The 15,439-nt window shown below is 73.3% G+C and carries 16 protein-coding genes; 9 read left to right on the top strand and 7 right to left on the bottom strand.

What is annotated here, in order from left to right:
- Positions 1 to 22: 22 nt before the first annotated feature.
- Positions 23 to 1,504, top strand: coding sequence for a cryptochrome/photolyase family protein (locus NCI01_RS15040; protein ID WP_254182312.1), 1,482 nt, complete (start codon positions 23 to 25; stop codon positions 1,502 to 1,504).
- 155 nt (positions 1,505 to 1,659) lie between these two features.
- Here the strand turns inward: NCI01_RS15040 and NCI01_RS15035 are convergent, their stop codons facing one another.
- From NCI01_RS15035 to NCI01_RS15025, 3 genes are all read right to left on the bottom strand, one after another.
- Positions 1,660 to 2,391, bottom strand: coding sequence for a matrixin family metalloprotease (locus tag NCI01_RS15035; RefSeq protein ID WP_254182311.1), 732 nt, complete (start codon positions 2,389 to 2,391; stop codon positions 1,660 to 1,662).
- Between the two features lie 90 nt (positions 2,392 to 2,481).
- Positions 2,482 to 2,781, bottom strand: a complete 300-nt coding sequence (locus NCI01_RS15030; protein ID WP_254182310.1) for a contact-dependent growth inhibition system immunity protein — start codon at positions 2,779 to 2,781, stop codon at positions 2,482 to 2,484.
- A 13-nt stretch (positions 2,782 to 2,794) separates the two neighbouring features.
- Positions 2,795 to 4,168: an RNase A-like domain-containing protein gene (locus NCI01_RS15025; RefSeq protein WP_254182309.1), complete on the bottom strand. Its 1,374-nt coding sequence runs from the start codon at positions 4,166 to 4,168 to the stop codon at positions 2,795 to 2,797.
- Positions 4,169 to 4,318: 150 nt separating this feature from the next.
- Between NCI01_RS15025 and NCI01_RS15020 the strand changes: the two genes are divergently transcribed.
- Together NCI01_RS15020 and NCI01_RS15015 are read left to right on the top strand one after the other, a co-directional pair.
- Positions 4,319 to 4,828 (top strand): hypothetical protein, encoded by a 510-nt coding sequence (locus tag NCI01_RS15020; RefSeq protein ID WP_254182308.1) that lies wholly within the window; start codon positions 4,319 to 4,321, stop codon positions 4,826 to 4,828.
- Between the two features lie 26 nt (positions 4,829 to 4,854).
- Entirely contained in the window at positions 4,855 to 5,613 is a 759-nt protein-coding gene (locus NCI01_RS15015; RefSeq protein WP_254182307.1) for an MOSC domain-containing protein, read from the top strand.
- Here NCI01_RS15015 and NCI01_RS15010 read toward each other — a convergent pair.
- The 3 genes from NCI01_RS15010 to NCI01_RS15000 form a co-directional block, all read right to left on the bottom strand.
- Positions 5,603 to 5,902 (bottom strand): WXG100 family type VII secretion target, encoded by a 300-nt coding sequence (locus NCI01_RS15010; protein ID WP_254182306.1) that lies wholly within the window; start codon positions 5,900 to 5,902, stop codon positions 5,603 to 5,605. The two genes, NCI01_RS15015 and NCI01_RS15010, sit on opposite strands and share 11 nt — an antisense overlap.
- The gene (locus tag NCI01_RS15005) at positions 5,899 to 6,228 is read right to left on the bottom strand and encodes a WXG100 family type VII secretion target (protein ID WP_254182305.1); all 330 of its coding nucleotides are present in this window, start codon (positions 6,226 to 6,228) and stop codon (positions 5,899 to 5,901) included. Before NCI01_RS15005 ends, NCI01_RS15010 begins: the two co-directional genes overlap by 4 nt.
- Positions 6,229 to 6,345: 117 nt before the next feature.
- Positions 6,346 to 6,666, bottom strand: a complete 321-nt coding sequence (locus NCI01_RS15000) for a WXG100 family type VII secretion target (RefSeq protein WP_254182304.1) — start codon at positions 6,664 to 6,666, stop codon at positions 6,346 to 6,348.
- A gap of 167 nt (positions 6,667 to 6,833) precedes the next feature.
- Between NCI01_RS15000 and NCI01_RS14995 the strand changes: the two genes are divergently transcribed.
- Both NCI01_RS14995 and NCI01_RS14990 read left to right on the top strand, forming a co-directional pair.
- On the top strand, positions 6,834 to 8,201 hold the full coding sequence (locus NCI01_RS14995; RefSeq protein ID WP_254182495.1) for a GntP family permease: 1,368 nt from the start codon (positions 6,834 to 6,836) through the stop codon (positions 8,199 to 8,201).
- The gene (locus NCI01_RS14990; RefSeq protein WP_254182303.1) at positions 8,198 to 8,716 is read left to right on the top strand and encodes a gluconokinase; all 519 of its coding nucleotides are present in this window, start codon (positions 8,198 to 8,200) and stop codon (positions 8,714 to 8,716) included. Before NCI01_RS14995 ends, NCI01_RS14990 begins: the two co-directional genes overlap by 4 nt.
- 27 nt (positions 8,717 to 8,743) lie before the next feature.
- On the opposite strand, the gene NCI01_RS14985 is transcribed toward NCI01_RS14990, so the two are convergent.
- Positions 8,744 to 10,312 carry a bifunctional NAD(P)/FAD-dependent oxidoreductase/class I SAM-dependent methyltransferase gene (locus NCI01_RS14985; RefSeq protein ID WP_254182302.1) on the bottom strand — a complete coding sequence of 523 codons (1,569 nt, stop codon included), beginning with the start codon at positions 10,310 to 10,312 and terminating at the stop codon, positions 8,744 to 8,746.
- 67 nt (positions 10,313 to 10,379) lie between these two features.
- Here NCI01_RS14985 and NCI01_RS14980 point away from each other — a divergent pair, with 67 nt between their 5' ends.
- The 4 genes from NCI01_RS14980 to NCI01_RS14965 all read left to right on the top strand — a co-directional run bounded on the left by NCI01_RS14980 (position 10,380) and on the right by NCI01_RS14965 (position 15,436).
- Positions 10,380 to 10,940: a helix-turn-helix domain-containing protein gene (locus NCI01_RS14980; RefSeq protein WP_254182301.1), complete on the top strand. Its 561-nt coding sequence runs from the start codon at positions 10,380 to 10,382 to the stop codon at positions 10,938 to 10,940.
- Between the two features lie 41 nt (positions 10,941 to 10,981).
- Positions 10,982 to 11,194 carry a hypervirulence associated TUDOR domain-containing protein gene (locus tag NCI01_RS14975; protein WP_254182300.1) on the top strand — a complete coding sequence of 71 codons (213 nt, stop codon included), beginning with the start codon at positions 10,982 to 10,984 and terminating at the stop codon, positions 11,192 to 11,194.
- 343 nt (positions 11,195 to 11,537) lie between these two features.
- On the top strand, positions 11,538 to 15,002 hold the full coding sequence (locus NCI01_RS14970) for a sensor histidine kinase (protein WP_254182299.1): 3,465 nt from the start codon (positions 11,538 to 11,540) through the stop codon (positions 15,000 to 15,002).
- Positions 14,999 to 15,436: a roadblock/LC7 domain-containing protein gene (locus NCI01_RS14965; RefSeq protein ID WP_254182298.1), complete on the top strand. Its 438-nt coding sequence runs from the start codon at positions 14,999 to 15,001 to the stop codon at positions 15,434 to 15,436. Before NCI01_RS14970 ends, NCI01_RS14965 begins: the two co-directional genes overlap by 4 nt.
- Positions 15,437 to 15,439 lie beyond the last annotated feature (3 nt).

The raw sequence follows: 15,439 nt of genomic DNA, 5'->3' as shown, positions 1-15,439 counted from the left end.
GGCGGCTCTCTAGGGTGGCGACATGACGACCCGGTGGCTCTTCGGCGACCAGCTCGGACCGCACTTCGTCGACGACCACCGCGGCCCGCTGCTCATGGTGGAGTCGGTCGGGGTGTTCCGGCGTCGGCGCTTCCACCGGGCCAAGGCGCACCTGGTCCTGAGCGCGATGCGGCACCGCGCCGCCGAGCTCGGTGACCGGCTGACCTACGTGCAGGCGGAGACCTACGCCGAGGTGGTGCGCGAGCGGCTCGACGAGGAGTCCGTCCAGGTCGTGCACCCGACGTCGTACGCCGCCCTGCGTCTCGTCGAGCGGCTCGGCTGCACCGTGCTGCCGCCGCGCGGCTTCGCGACCGCGCGGGAGGACTTCGAGCGGTGGGCCGACGGACGGCGCGGCAAGCGGCTGCTGATGGAGGACTTCTACCGGCGCGCACGCCAGGCGCACGGCGTGCTCCTCGACGGGGGCGAGCCCGCGGGTGGGCAGTGGAACTTCGACCACGACAACCGGCAGCCACCTCCCAAGGGCGCCGAGACGCTCGGGGTCACCGAGCCGTGGTGGCCGGCCGAGGACGACATCGACGCCCAGGTGCGCGAGGACCTCGACCGGTGGGAGCGCGACGGCGACGTGTCGTTCATCGGCCGGGACGGCCCGCGGATCTTCCCGGCCACCCGGCGCCAGGCGCTGGCGGCGCTCGACCACTTCGTCGAGCACCGGCTCCCCGAGTTCGGGGCGCACGAGGACGCGATCCTCGAGGGTGACCCGTGGATGGCCCACAGCCTGGTCAGCGCACCGATGAACCTCGGGCTGCTCGACCCGCTCGAGGTCGTCGAGCGTGCGGAGGAGGCCTACCGCAGCGGTGCGGCGCCGATCGAGAGCGTCGAGGGCTTCGTCCGGCAGGTCATCGGGTGGCGCGACTACGTCTGGCACGTCTACTGGCACATGGGCGAGGGCTACCGCCGCGAGAACGCGCTGGCCGCTCGGGAGCGGATCCCGCAGTGGTTCGCCGAGCTCGACGGTGCGGCGACCGACGCCCGCTGCCTCTCGCACACGCTCGACCAGGTGGCGGAGCACGGCTGGGTGCACCACATCCCGCGGCTGATGGTGCTGGGGTCGTACGCCCTCCAGCGCGGGTGGGCGCCGAGCCAGGTCACCGACTGGTTCCACCGGGCCTTCGTCGACGGCTACGACTGGGTGATGGTGCCCAACATCGTCGGGATGTCGCAGCACGCCGATGGCGGGCAGATGATGACGAAGCCCTACACGTCGGGCGGCGCCTACATCAACACGATGAGCGACCACTGCGGCTCGTGCCGCTTCGACCCGAAGGTGCGGGTGGGGGAGGACGCGTGCCCGTTCAGCGCGGGCTACTGGTGGTTCCTGGACCGGCACCGCGAGAGGTTCGAGGGCAACCACCGGATGAGCCGGGCGGTGCGCGGGCTCGACCGGCTCAAGGACCTCACCGAGCTCGTCGAGCAGGAGGACGCGCGCGGCAACCGGGCGCCCTGAGGCACTGTGGCCGGACACCACGAAGGCAGTTCGTGGCTCGCGCCGGCTGACTGAGCGTGGGACCGGGGGACGGACACGCGAACTGCCTTCATGGTGCACGCGTCGGCCGCACGTGCGGGGGGTGCGGCCCCGGGCGGCGTCGTATGTCGGCGCGGTCAGCGGCAGGGGAGCGAGCCGAGGCGGGCGAGGCCCTCGCGGTCGCCGGGCCCGAGCTCGACCTGCCCGGTGTTGTCGGCGTACATCAGCTCCATGGGTTCGCTGACGTGCCCGAGCCCGACGACGTGCGCGACCTCGTGCAGCACGATCGCCTCCATCACCCGCGGCTGCTGGGCGACCGCGGTGGCGGTGAAGGCGTCGACGTCGAGCACCACGCCCCCGCTCACGAACCGGAGCCGCCCGCCGCCGTCGCGCTCGGCGACCGCCCCGCCGACCCCGGCGACCTGCCCGGCCAGGTCGGCGTACTCGGCCTCGTCGGCCCAGCCGATCACGACCGGGTCGGGCCGCCCGAAGAGCTTCACGCCCCCCGGGAACGGCCGGTCCTCCGTCTCGCCCTCGTCGTCGAACGCCAGCCCCGTCGCCGCGCTCGCGCGGTCGATGGCCCTCCTGACCAGCTCGTCCCCGCCGGGCGGCCCGCCGGCCGGGTTGATGCGGTAGCGGATCGCCTGGCACGGGTCCCAGCCGACCGGGTCGTCGCTCCCGGGCTGGGTCATCGCCCAGGTGAAGGTCCCACCCCGCTGTACGACGCTCGGTGCCGGCATCGGCCGTTCGGGCCCCAGCCCGATCGCGCGCCGGATCAACTCGACCTGGTCGGCCGGGTGCCAGGCGACGACCGCAGCCAGCATCGCCGCGGTGAGCACCACGGTCAGCCTCGTCGAGGAGCGGGACACCCGGACAGTGTGAGGGTTGTGCCCACGAGTGCGCGGTGGATCGGGTCATGAACCCGGCGGTCCTCCGGCGTCGGGTCAGGAAGGCGCGTGTCAGGAAGCAGCGCTGCTCGCCAACGCCGCTCTGATCTGCTGACGGATCTCGTCGAGCCACTGGCGATAGTCCTGATCGCTGTTTCCGGCGAAGTAGTCGCAGCCCCACTCGGCGAGCTGCGCGGCAAGCCCGCCCTCGGGGAAGTCCTGCTGCAGGAGCTCGTCGATCTCATCCGCGCACGAGCTGACCAGGTCGCGACGCTCGTTGAGGAACGAGGCGACGGTGTCGGAGACAGCGCCACCGTCCAGGTCCCAGTCCTGGTGGAAGTAGGCGCTCATCAGATACTTCACGGCTTCCATGACTCGACCTCACCTAGTCGGGGAACGCTGTCAGTATGCGCCAACCCGTCGGCGCGCCGTCATCAGCTTGCAGGATCACCCGAACGCCCGTGGGCGTGACCGCGCCTCCGTCTCGCCCGACGCTCGTGCCAGTGCGCACGCCAAGGTCCTCGGTCAGGGTCAGACGACCGGTGGGACTCCGCGACCACGCGTCGACGTCGGCTGCTCGCCGCTCCAAGACAGTCGCGATCAGCCTCTCGGCGGTCGACTCGTTGTCGAACGTGGACGCTTGGCGCAGTCGGGGGTGGCGCTGCAATCGATCGACGAGTTGCTGCTCAGACATACCGACATGTCTCTCGATGGTGTGCCCGGGAACTTCGTGATCCTTCAGCCACCCCGGCCGCCGCGGCAACCACCCACCCGGATGCTTGATCGTCCCGGCCTCGTCGCGCGCCTGGATCCGGAGGAACTTCTCAAGCCTTGCCCGGACCTCCGAGAGCTCGTCGCGGGCCCGCTCGAGCCTGGCCGCCGCGGTCGCGACGCCGGCGCGCAAGGTGGCCAGCAGGGCGTAGAAGCGCGGCGCCACCGAGCGCACGCGGGCCGCTGCGGCGGCCGCTGCGGCGCCGCCGCCGAGACCACCCGACAGGCCGGCGGCGATCACCGAGATCACGGCGCCCTCGACGATCATCTGCGCGACCTCGGCGAGCAGGGCGCGGGTGCGGTCGCGCGCGGACTCCACGGCGGCGGCGTAGTCCTCGCAGGCCGTCGCCAGGGCTGACAGCTGCCAGGCGGTGTCGCCGATGAGGGTGGTGAGCTCGGTCAGGGCGTCGATGGCGAGCGGCACCTCCGGGGAGCGTTGGGCCTCGAGGAGGGTGAGGGCGACGTCGACGTGGTCCGCGAGCCGGGCCGTCGTGGAGGCCGCGTGGCGCCACGCCGATGCCGCGGTGGCGAGCGCGTCCACGTCGGCTCCCGGCCACACGAAGCCCTCGACCTGGTCGAGGATCCACGCGTCGACGGCCCCCAGGGACGGCTCCTGCGCGCCCAGGCTCGACGGCGGCGCAGGCGGGTCGACGGTCGCGAAGGCGCCGTCGTCGGGGCCGGTGCTCCCGTCGTAGGGCAGCTGCGCCGCCGCGGTCTCGGCCCGGTCGTGGTTGTCGCCGGTCGCGGCGAGCAGCCGGCCGGCCCCGGTCAACGCGTGGGTGAGGTCGGCGAGGGCGGCGACGGCCTCTGCAGCCCCGGCGTCGTAGGCCGTCGCGAAGTCGACGCTCGTGGCGTCGTCGCCCGCCATTCCTCCCATGGAGGCGAGCCGCGAGCTGAGCGACTGGGTCAGCAGGGCGGCGACGTGGTTGGCGGTGAGGCAGGCGTCAGCTGCCCGGGTGAACCCGCTGCACTCCACGGTGATCCGCATGACGGCAAGCCTCCCGACGCCGCACTCGGCGCACCAGACGGTCCGGGCGATCTGTGGACAACCCCGTTCTCCACAGCCGTCGCCCCTCACGTTTCCGACGCCCCAGGGCGGGCAGACACCTCTTACGCCCCGACACGACGAGGAGGACTCATGGCGCTCGACCCACGCTTCATCGGCTGCATCCGGATCCAGCCCGCGCTCAACGACGCCGAGTGCGACTTCCTCATCGACGTCCTCGACTCCGACCGCACCCTGCGCGGCACGCCGACGGGCCGCGGCGACGCCGACGTCCCGTTCGCGCGGCTCGCGTGGGAGCCGTGCCCCGCCGGGTGCTGCCTGCAGTGGAACCCCTACCTCGAGGACCCCAGGTGGATGGTCGAGTCGCTGCGGTTCGTCGTCGATCACCTGCTGCGGCCCGGGGCGAAGGGCGAGGGGCACCCCAGGCTGGCCGGGTTCACCTTCGACCACGTGGCGTCCGGCGCCGTCGTGGGGCGCGGGCTCGGCCAGCGCGCGGCGCGGATCGTCACGGTCGAGGACAACCTCGTCACCGGTACGTCGATGCCGACCCCGTGCGAGGAGGTGACGGCGACGCCCCAGCCGGCGCGGTCCCACGACGGCCAGTTCGACAACGTCATCGAGTTCCGGCCACGCCGCGCCTGAGGCGACGCCCGTGCGAGCATGGCCGCATGCCGGAGGAGCTCGTCGTACGCCGGGCCGGGTTCGCGCCGGTCAAGGGCATGCGCCACCTGGCTCTCGAGGCGGTCGAGCTCGACGCGCGGGGCGCCGTCGGCGACCGGGCCTGGTGCCTGGTCGACCCCGACGAGGCGCGGGTGCTCAAGACCGTGCAGCACCCCTCGCTCATCGGCGTCGTCGCGCGGGCCGAGGGCGACGTCCTCGACCTGACCCTGCCGACCGGCGACGCCACGAGGGCGACGGCCGGCAGGACCGGGGAGACGATCACCTGCGACTACTGGGGTCGCGCCGTCGAGCTCGACCTCACCGACGGCCCGCACGGCGAGCTGGTCTCCGACTGGCTCGGCCGTCGGGTGCGCGTGGCTGCCGCACCACGCGGCGGGGTGGTGTTCGGCGATCCGCTGACCGTCGTCGGCACGGCGTCGCTGCGCGAGCTCGCGCGTCGTACGGGACATGCCGAGCTCGCCGACCAGGCCGGCCGCCTCCGCGCGACGCTCGTCGTCGAGACCGACGAGCCCTACGTCGAGGACTCCTGGGCGGGGCGGGAGTTCTCGGTCGGCGACGCGGTGGTGTGCGTCGGCGGACCGGTCCCGCGCTGTGCCGTGATCGACCACCACCCGGAGACCGGCGCCAAGGACGTCCGCCTGCTGGCGGCGCTCGTGCGCGCGCGGCCGACCAACCGCGCCGGCGAGCCGATGCTGGGTGTCTACGCGACGTGCGTGGCTCCGGGGCGGGTCGTCGTCAGCCGCTGACCCGCTGCCACAGCGCCACGTTGGCCTCGACGGCCGACGAGTAGTGGTCGTCGGCGGCGGCCACGATCCCGCGCAGCGCCGCGAGCGCGGTGACCATGTCGGCGCACCCGTCACGCCAGGAGTCGTACGACGTCGCCTCGGCGTCGCTCGCCCGGCCGAGCCAGTCGGCCTGCAGCCGGTCGTGCGCGTGGTCGATGTCGACGGCGAGGCCCAGGAGGTCCCGCTGGCAGGCGGCGAGCTGCGCCACGGCGTGCCGGACCTCGGCGAGGTCGACGTCGTAGGCCCTCACGGCAGTCTCCCGCCGAGGCGCCCGCGCAGGAGGTCGCTCGCGGCACCTCGGCGCTCGTCGGCTCCCACGAGGTCGGACGCGGTGGGGGTCAGTGCGGCGACGGCCGAGCCGAGCTCGTCGACGACGTCCGTCGCGGCGCGGCTCCACACCTCCCACTGCTCGCGGAAGGCGGCGGCCGCGTCGCCGCGCCAGGTGGCCAGCAGGGCCTGGACGGCGGTCTCGGCGGCCCGCCGGCGCGCGTCGAGGTCGGCGAGCCGGTCACCGAGCGAGGCCGTGGCGGCGGCATGGGCCTGCGGGTCGAGCTGGAGGGTTCCCGAGATGATCATGTCCCGATCGTCGTCGCCGAGGGTGGCCCGGCGACACCCCTCGCGAGCGATCTGTGGACGAGCGACCCGGGGACGAGCGACCCGGGGACGAGCGATCGGCTGAGGAGCGCTCCGACCTCAGCGGTCGACGGCGCGTCGGCCGACCTGGCGAGGCACCATCGGCCCGCGCTCGAGGTCCCCGATCTCCTCGCGTGCGAGGTCGATCGCCCCGAGCAGCGCGGCCAGCGCGTCGATCGTGTCGCGCGCGGCCTCGTCCCACTCCTCCCAGCCCGACCTCTGGTGGCGGGCCGTCCCTCCCTGCCAGGCCACGACGAGATCGTCGATGCTGGCCTGCGCGGCGCGTCGCCGGGCGTCGACCTCGGCGACACGAGCGGCGGTGAACGAGGACACGACGGCGCGGCCGGAGCGGTCGTGCTGGAGGTGGCCGGAGATGATCAAGGGGGGCCACTACCCACGGCCCCCCGGGGTCTACACGTCCTTGAGGGGATCTGGAGACAACCGCGACCGCTCCTTTCGCGCGCGGAGAGGCGACGCACACGGCGCGATGGAGGTCCTAGGGTGGGGCGACCGTTCCCGCCCATCTCGGAGGCCCCCACGTGGACACCATGACGCCGGTCTACGGCTCGAGCACCCTGCTGCTGATCGCGGCGCTCGCCGTCGCCGTGCTCCTCGTCCTGATCATCGTGCTGCGCATGCACGCGTTCGTCGCGCTCGTGCTCGTCAGCTTCGGCACCGCGGTCGCCGCCGGCGTACCCGTCGTCGACGTGCCGACCGTCGCGATAGCCGCCTTCGGCAGCACGCTCGGCACCGTCGCACTGCTCGTCGGGCTGGGCGTGATGATCGGGCGCCTCCTGGAGGTGACCGGAGGAGCCCAGGTCCTCGCCGACACCCTCGTCGGGCGCTTCGGGGAGAAGCGGGCGCCGCTGGCGCTGGGCGTCGCGGCCCTGCTGTTCGGCCTGCCGATCTTCTTCGACGCCGGGCTCGTGGTCTTCCTCCCGATCATCTTCTCGGTCGCCAAGCGCTTCGGCGGCTCCGTCCTGATGTACGCCCTCCCGGCCGCGGGCGCCTTCGCCGCCATGCACGCGATCGTCCCGCCCCACCCCGGGCCGGTCACCGCAGCCACCGAGATCGACGCGAGCATCGGCCTCACCCTCCTGGTGGGCGTCGTCGTGGCGGTCATCGCGTGGTTCGTCGGCGTCTACCTCGTCACCGTCGGGTGGCTCGGCAAGGTCTACGTCCCGATCGACGACTCGGTCCTCACCGGCGGCCGCGAGGCCGACACGGACAACCCGCCCGCGTTCGCCCACGTGCTCGGCATCCTGCTTCTCCCGCTCGTGCTCATCGGCGCCAACACCGTTCTCACGACCCTGCGGACCAACGGCTCGATCGCCGAGGAGGGCACCTTCGTCGACGTCCTCGTCTTCGTCGGCCAGACGCCCGTGGCGCTGCTCATCGCGCTGCTCGTCGCGACCTACACCCTGGCCGTCCGTCGCTACCCGCGCGGCGAGGTCGAGACCCTGCTCAACGACTCCCTCGGCCCCATCTGCGCGATCATCCTCATCACCGGCGCGGGCGGGATGTTCGGCGGCGTGCTGCGCTACAGCGGCATCGGCGCCGCGCTGTCCGACTCCCTCTCCGACCTCGGCCTGCCGCTCATCGTGAGCGCCTTCGTCATCGCGACGATCCTCCGCGTCGCCCAGGGCTCGGCGACCGTCGCGCTGACCACCACCGCCGGGCTCATCTCGGCCGGTGTCGCCGACGCCGACCCGTCCAGCCTCCAGCTCGTCGCGCTGGTGCTGGCGATCGCGGCGGGCGCCACCGTGCTGTCGCACGTCAACGACTCGGGCTTCTGGCTGGTCGGCCGGTTCTTCGGGATGGACGTCAAGACCACGCTGAGGACCTGGACCGTCATGGAGACCACCCTCGGCGTCAGCATCTTCGTGCTCGCCCTCGGCCTCTGGGCGGTCGGATGACACCAACGCAGGAGCCGCCGCTCCACCTCGTCTTCATGGGCGTCTCCGGCTCGGGGAAGTCGACCGTGGCACGCGCTGTCCAGGAGCGGCTGGGCTGGGCATTCGCCGAGGGCGACGACTTCCACCCGCCGGAGAACGTCGCGAAGATGAGCGAGGGCACGCCGCTGACCGACGCCGACCGCTGGGGGTGGCTGGAGTCGCTGGCGGAGTGGGCCGCCGAGCGCGACGCTCGCGGTGAGCCGACGCTGATGGCCTGCAGCGCCCTGCGCAAGTCCTACCGCGACGTCCTGCGCCGCGGGGGAGAGGGCACGTTCTTCGTGCACTGCACCGGCGACAAGCACATGCTGCTCGACCGGATGAACGCCCGCGAGCACTTCATGCCGCCGAGCCTGCTGGAGTCCCAGCTCGACACCCTCGAGCCGCTGCGACCCGACGAGCGCGGGATGGACGTCGACCCGGCGCTGCCGCCCGAGCGGCTCGCCGCGATGGTGCTCGCCCGGCTCGGGCTCGCCTGACGCGAGCCCGGGCCGGGCAGCCGGTCATCAGGCCGGGCGGCGCGCCACCAGCACCGTGTCGGCGATGGCGATCTCCTCGCCCGTCTCCGGGTGCGCCTGGGTGCGCGGCCGCGACTCGCAGGCCTCCACGACGAAGTCCTCCGGCAGGGCCGGGACGAGCTGGTCGGCGGTGTGCATGAACGAGTGGTGGCCGTGCCGCAACCCGGTGTGCAGGTCGCTCGGCGCGTGGCCCACCACCAGCAGGGTGCCACCGGGAGCGACCGCGGCGGCGAGACGTCGTACGACGCCGGGCATGCCGCCGTCGGGCAGGTGGAAGAAGTGCGACGTCACGAGGTCCCAGGTCTCACCTGCCGGCTCGAAGGCGCGTACGTCGACCTGGCGGGTGTCGACCCGGTCGCCGACCCCGGCCTCCCGGGCGTGCTCGGCCGTGCGCGCCAGCGCCGCCTCGGCGAAGTCGACGGCCGTCACCTCCCAGCCCTGCTGAGCCAGCCAGATCGCGTCGCCGCCCTCGCCGCAGCCGATGTCGAGCGCGCGGCCCGGCTTGAGCCGCGGCGCCTCGGCCGCGAGCTGGACGTTGACCCGCCCGCTCCAGACGCGGTCGCCGGAGTAGCGCTCCTCCCACGCGGGGCGCTCGAAGAACCCGTCCCGGAGCGCCGTGACCGCGGCGGTGGCGTCGGCGGAGGCGAGCTCCGCGTTGATCCAGGCGCCGACCCGGTTGCCGTGCGCGGCCGAGGCCATCAGCGTCATCGAGATGTCGGTCGCGTTGCCGGCGGCGAAGACGCCGGGGACCGCGGTGGCGCCGGTGGGCTCCACCGCGATGACGGTCCCCAGCACGGTGCCGGCCATCTCGAAGGGCTGCGGCTCGATGCCGAGCGGGCCGAGGTAGTCCGCGCGCACGTGCGGCCTCGACGCCACGACGATCGCCTGCCGCTCGAGCATCGAGCCGTCGGCGAGACGCAGGCCGACGAGCGCGTCGTCCTCGACCACGACCTCCTGCGGTGTGCCGTGCGCGAACCGGACGCCGATCGCCCCGAGCTTCTCGACCTCCTCGTCGGGCAGCTCGACGCCGTCGTGCACGACCATCACGACGTCGTCGGACAGCTGGCTGAACAGCAGGCCCTGGCGGGCGGCCATCGGCGAGGTCGCGAGGACGGCCAGCGGCTGGTCGCGCACCTCCCAGCCGTGGCAGTAGGGGCAGTGCAGCACGTCGACGCCCCACCGCTCGGCCAGCCCCGGCACGTCGGGCAGCTCGTCGACCACGCCGCCGGTGACCAGCACCCGCCGGGCGACGTACCTCCGTCCGCCCGCGGTGGTCACCAGGAAGGCGTCGGCCGCGCCGGACAGCCCGACCACGCGGTCGGTCAGCACCTCGACGCCGTACGCCGCCACCTCGGCGCGGCCGTCCTCGAGCAGCTGCAGCGGGGGGACCCCCTCGCGCCCCAGGTAGTTGTGGGCATGGTCCGCGGGGGCGTTGCGCGGCTCGCCGGCATCGATCACCAGCACCGACCGCCTCGACCTGCCCAGCGCCATCGCGCCGCTCAGCCCCGCCACGCCGCCACCGATGACCACCACGTCGTACATCTTGTTCTCGCTCATGTCACCGAGCATCCAGGCAGGCGTGCCCGATTGACAAACATTCTTGCCGTAGTGGCAAACTGGGCGCATGGACGACGAGGGAGTGCTGCGTGCCGTCGGGCCGCGACTGCGCCAGCTCCGGCTCGAGCGCGAGGCGACGCTGACCGACCTGGCCGAGGAGACCGGCATCTCCGTCAGCACGCTGTCGCGGCTGGAGTCCGGCCAGCGCAAGCCCACGCTCGAGCTGCTGCTGCCGCTGGCTCGCGCCCACCGCGTCGCGCTCGACGAGCTGGTCGACGCGCCGGAGACGGGCGACCCGCGGATCCGCTCCAAGCCGGTCGTGCGGCACGGACGCACCTTCATCTCGCTGACCCGCCGCCCCGGCGGGCTGCAGTCCTTCAAGATGGTCATGCCGGTCGAGAAGGACCCGCGCCCGACGCTGCAGACCCACGAGGGCTACGAGTGGCTCTACGTCCTCAGCGGCCGGATCCGTCTTCTGCTCGGCACCCGCGACCTGGTGCTCGAGCCCGGCGAGGTCGTCGAGTTCGACACCCGGACGCCGCACTGGATCGGCAACCCCGGACCGACACCGGCGGAGGTGCTGGCGATCTTCGGCCCCCAGGGCGAGCGGATGCATGTCCGCTCCTGAGGGGTGAGGGCGGTCCGGGCGCGAGGTGGCACGGTGGATCCATGGCGATCCGCACCGGCACGACCGTGAAGTGGAAGTGGGGCTCCTCGTGGGCCGAGGGCACCGTGAAGGAGGTCCACCACGAGGAGGTCTCCCGCACGACGAAGGGCGAGAAGGTGACCCGCAAGGGCAGCGACGACGACCCCGCCTACGTCATCGAGCAGGAGGACGGCACCACCGTCCTCAAGCTGCAGAGCGAGGTCGAGCGGGCCTGAGGCCGCTGCGCCGGCTCAGGCGGGCGTGAACAGGGCTCGACGCATGTCCGCACAGCAGGTACCGCGCGCAGCGACGGCATCCCCCGGATGAGGGAGCGCGACAGTGGAGCCACCGGCCGGACCTACGGGCCGCGGGCTCCACTGTCGACCGGGGGCCGGCGCCGGATCGCCCGGCCCGCTCCGCGTCGAAGGCCCGGGGAACCTCCGAGGGCTCTTTACACCCCGCGCGCCCAGTTCTGCGAAAACGCCACGGAATGTCGCGGAACTCCTTAGGTTGAGCCTGCGCCGGTCCGACCGGTGCGTTCTGACTTCGACGTAGTCGCTCACCAAACGCGAGGCACACATGACTCAGGATGCAGCCCAGGCCCGGAAGGGCGCTGGTCTCTCGGTCGCCGGTTGGCCACTGGGCCGGAAGATGGCCCTGGCCCTGGCGATCCCGCTGCTGCTCGCGGCCGTCCTCGGTGGACTGCGCGTGGTCGGCGACTACGGCGACTCCCGGCAGGCCGCCCGGAGCGCCCAGCAGGTCACGATCATCCAGCCCGCGGTCGACTACCTGACCGCCTCCGAGGCCGCCATGGTGGCCGCACAGTCCGACAGCGCCGCCAGCCAGGGCGACCTGATCGACGCGATCAGCGACATCTCGAGCAACGCCGAGGCCCTCGAGCAGGCGCGCGGCGAGGCCGACCTCGACGAGCTGCAGACCGCCCACGTCAACGCGCTGCTCGACCTGAGCCAGGCCATGCGGGGCGAGGGCGCTGAGACGCTCGGCCCGGCCACCTGGATCGCGCTCGTGCGTCAGCTCGAGTCCAGCGTCAGCCAGCTCATCACCAGCGTCAACGCCGCCCAGGAGACGCCCGAGCCGCGCCTCGAGCAGCTCTCGCAGGCGATGAGCGGTCGCCTGTCGCTCGCGCTCCAGCAGGGCCTCCTCGCGACCACGCTGTCGCAGTCCAGCTCCCAGGAGCTCTTCTCCGAGATCGGCGTGGAGGCCGCGGCCATCGACCGTCTGGCCGGATCCGTCACCGGTGCCGACGACCAGACCGCCCTCCTGCGCCAGCAGAACACCCGCCACGCCGGTGAGATCCGCGACGACGCCGCCACCGACCTCGACGGCCGTGACGCCTACGCGCCCTACGACGCCATCACCGAGACGCTCGTGACCGGCGTGACCGAGACCCTCGACGAGGCGGCCGGTGCCGCCCAGCGCGCCGCGCTCGTCGGCGCGGTGCTCACGCTCCTCGCCCTCGCCGCCGCGATCGCGCTCGCCTTCTTCATCGCACGCAGCCTCCTCGGTCCCATCGGCAAGGTCCGCGACGGCGCCCTCGCGGTAGCCCGCCACCGGCTGCCCGACGCGGTCGCCCGGATCCGCGCCGGACAGGAGCCGGAGCCGATCAAGACGATCGACGTCCACACCAACGAGGAGATCGGCCAGGTCGCGCGAGCGGTCGACGACCTCCACCGCCAGGCCATCCACCTCGCCTCGGGCGAGGCCCAGCTCCGCCAGACCGTCAACGCGATGTTCGTGACGCTCTCGCGCCGGTCGACCTCCCTGGTCAACCAGCAGCTCGCCCAGATCGAGCGCCTCGAGCACGACGAGGAGGACCCCAAGCGCCTCGAGTCGCTCTTCCGCCTCGACCACCTCGCCTCGCGCATGCGTCGTACGGCCGACTCGCTGCTGATCCTGGCCGACGCCCCCAACCGTGCCGCCGGCCAGTTCAGCCTCACCGTCGGCGAGGCCCTCCAGGCCGCGACGTCCGGTGTGCAGGACTACCAGCGCGTGCAGATCCTCTCCAACCTCAACACCCGCGTCGGTGACGAGGCCGCGGCCGACGTCGTCCACCTGCTCACCGAGATCGTCGACAACGCCCTCAGCTTCTCGCCCCCGTCCGAGCCGGTGCGCCTCGCCGCCAAGCAGGGCCCCGAGGGTGTGACCATCACGATCACCGACTCCGGCCTGGGCGTCCCGCCGGCCGAGCTCGAGCAGCTCAACGGCGACCTCCAGCACGGCGCCGAGGCCACGCCCGACACCGCACGGCGCATGGGCCTGTTCGTGGTGTCCCGCCTCGCCGAGCGCCACGACATCGACGCCCACCTGGCGCGCAACCCCGGTGGCGGCATGACCGCAACCGTGCTGCTCCCGCCGTCCGTGCTGCCCGACGTGCCGCAGTCCGGTGCGCCGGCCGCCCCGGCTGCCGCCGAGGCCGCGTCGTCCGCGACGGCCTCCTCGACCGGCTCCACCGAGCTCGTCGGGGCCGGAGCCGCCCCCGTCCTGTCCAAGCGCGAGGCCCGCAACCGCGCCCGCGCCGAGAAGGCCGAGGCCAAGGCCGCCGAGCGCGCCGCCGCCAACGAGGCCAAGGCCAAGGCGAAGGCCGCCAAGTCGGAGTCCGACCTGGAGCCGCTGCCGGCCGCCACCGGTACGACGACCACCGCGGGCGACGCCGTCGCCGAGCCCGCCACCGGCCCGGTCGCCGAGCCGGCCGCCGCGGTTGCCCCGACTGCCTCCTCGTCGTCGTCGTCGATGTCGTCGTCTGAGCCCACCCCGGACCGCCCGCCGCTCGGCAGCCTCCTGCCGCGCCGCGACCCGGGCGCCAACATGCCCCGCACGGGTGCCGAGGCCTTCCTGCCGCCGGAGACCTCCGGCGCGACCGGCCCGCTCTTCGGCAAGCGCGCCGACACCGCGGGTGCTCCCGCGGCGAAGGCGGACTCCGGTGACGCGGGGGCCGCGACCGAGCGTGCCGAGAAGGTCGCCCGCGTCGTCCCGATCACTGCGCTGGCCTCGCGCCAGCGCGCCCAGGCCGAGCAGGAGGCCCGCAGCGCCCAGGCGCCCGCGGAGCCGGTGGTCGAGGAGCCGGTCGCCGAGGAGCCGATCGAGGCACCGGTGGCTGAGCAGCCCGTCGAGCAGCCTGTCGAGCAGCCCGCTCGGGCGCACGACCCGCTGTCCGACCCCCTGTCCGACCCGCTGCCCGCCGACGCTTTCGACGAGCCGGTCGCCGCCGAGCAGCCCGAGCCGGCTGTCGAGGTCGAGCAGACCGAGCAGCCCGAGCCGGCTGCCGGGGTCGCGGCCCAGCCCGAGCCCGTCGTCGAGCCGGAGCCCGTCGTCGAGACCGAGCCCGCGGCCCGGTCCGACCACGGCCACCACGGCGAGGTCGAGGTCGACGCCGACGACCCGCTAGGTCTCGGCGCCCCGGTCCGGCCGACCCAGAGTGTGACCGAGCCGAAGCCGGAGGCGACCGAGGTCGCCGAGCACCAGCCGCAGTCGCGCCCGGAGCCAGAGCTCGAGCCGGTGCCGTCCTACGACGCCGCCGCCCTGCTCACCGAGGGCCACGGGGTCAACGGCCACGGCACCAACGGCCACGGCGCCAGTGGCCACGGCACGAACGGCCACGGCACCAACGGCACGAACGGCCACGGCACCAACGGCACGAACGGCCACGGCAGCAACGGCCTGTCGCACCACGACGCCGAGCCCGCCCGGTCCGGCGGCGAGTCCCCGATCTTCAAGTCGATGCGGTCCGGATGGCTCGCCGGCGAGGGCAAGGGCGAGTGGCACGAGACCGAGGTCGACCGCGGCTGGGAGATCGCGGAGACCGTCGCCGAGCCGGCTCCGGTCGTCGAGTCCACCCCGGTCGGACTGCCGCGACGTGCGCCGGGGGAGCGCCTCGTCCCCGGTAGCGTGACACCCCCCACGGCGGCCAAGACGCGCGACCCCGAAGCGATCCGCCGCCGTCTCCAGGCTCACACCGCAGGAGTCTCCCGCGGTCGACGAGCAGCCCAGAGTTCCACCCAGCACACGGAAGCAGGCCCCGCATGACTCACGACACCTCCGCCGCCCCCGTCGCCAGCTCGACCGGTGACGACCGAGACCTCGACTGGGTGATGTCGCGCTTCGTCGACGACGTACCCGACGCCGCGCACGCGATCCTCGTGTCCGCCGATGGTCTCCTCATGGCCTCGAGCACCAGCATCCCCGGTGAGCGCGCCGAGCAGGTCGCGGCCGTCTCGTCCGGTCTGGCCAGCCTCGCGGTCGGCGCCGCCCGCCTCTTCGAGGGCGGTTCGGTGATGCAGACCATCGTCGAGATGGAGATGGGCTTCCTGATGCTCATGAGCGTCGGTGACGGCTCCAACCTCACCGTCCTCACGACGGAGGAGGCCGACATCGGCCAGGTGGGCTACGAGATGGCCCTGCTGGTGGACCGCGTGGGACGTACCGTCGAGGCCCAGGCCCGCGTCGGTACGGGCGGCTGAGCC

The sequence above is a fragment of the Nocardioides pinisoli genome (assembly GCF_024199985.1).
Lineage (GTDB): Bacteria > Actinomycetota > Actinomycetes > Propionibacteriales > Nocardioidaceae > Nocardioides > Nocardioides pinisoli.
This window is presented reverse-complemented; position numbering and strand designations above follow the sequence as displayed.

What these genes read in the sequence shown, in the direction of transcription:
- NCI01_RS15040 (WP_254182312.1), top strand. Translation starts at nt 23, where the DNA reads ATGACGACCCGGTGGCTCTTCGGCGACCAGCTCGGACCGCACTTCGTC.
- NCI01_RS15030 (WP_254182310.1), bottom strand. Translation starts at nt 2,781, where the DNA reads ATGGAAGCCGTGAAGTATCTGATGAGCGCCTACTTCCACCAGGACTGG.
- NCI01_RS15025 (WP_254182309.1), bottom strand. Translation starts at nt 4,168, where the DNA reads ATGCGGATCACCGTGGAGTGCAGCGGGTTCACCCGGGCAGCTGACGCC.
- NCI01_RS15020 (WP_254182308.1), top strand. Translation starts at nt 4,319, where the DNA reads ATGGCGCTCGACCCACGCTTCATCGGCTGCATCCGGATCCAGCCCGCG.
- NCI01_RS15015 (WP_254182307.1), top strand. Translation starts at nt 4,855, where the DNA reads ATGCCGGAGGAGCTCGTCGTACGCCGGGCCGGGTTCGCGCCGGTCAAG.
- NCI01_RS15005 (WP_254182305.1), bottom strand. Translation starts at nt 6,228, where the DNA reads ATGATCATCTCGGGAACCCTCCAGCTCGACCCGCAGGCCCATGCCGCC.
- NCI01_RS14995 (WP_254182495.1), top strand. Translation starts at nt 6,834, where the DNA reads ATGACGCCGGTCTACGGCTCGAGCACCCTGCTGCTGATCGCGGCGCTC.
- NCI01_RS14990 (WP_254182303.1), top strand. Translation starts at nt 8,198, where the DNA reads ATGACACCAACGCAGGAGCCGCCGCTCCACCTCGTCTTCATGGGCGTC.
- NCI01_RS14985 (WP_254182302.1), bottom strand. Translation starts at nt 10,312, where the DNA reads ATGAGCGAGAACAAGATGTACGACGTGGTGGTCATCGGTGGCGGCGTG.
- NCI01_RS14980 (WP_254182301.1), top strand. Translation starts at nt 10,380, where the DNA reads ATGGACGACGAGGGAGTGCTGCGTGCCGTCGGGCCGCGACTGCGCCAG.
- NCI01_RS14975 (WP_254182300.1), top strand. Translation starts at nt 10,982, where the DNA reads ATGGCGATCCGCACCGGCACGACCGTGAAGTGGAAGTGGGGCTCCTCG.
- NCI01_RS14970 (WP_254182299.1), top strand. Translation starts at nt 11,538, where the DNA reads ATGACTCAGGATGCAGCCCAGGCCCGGAAGGGCGCTGGTCTCTCGGTC.
- NCI01_RS14965 (WP_254182298.1), top strand. Translation starts at nt 14,999, where the DNA reads ATGACTCACGACACCTCCGCCGCCCCCGTCGCCAGCTCGACCGGTGAC.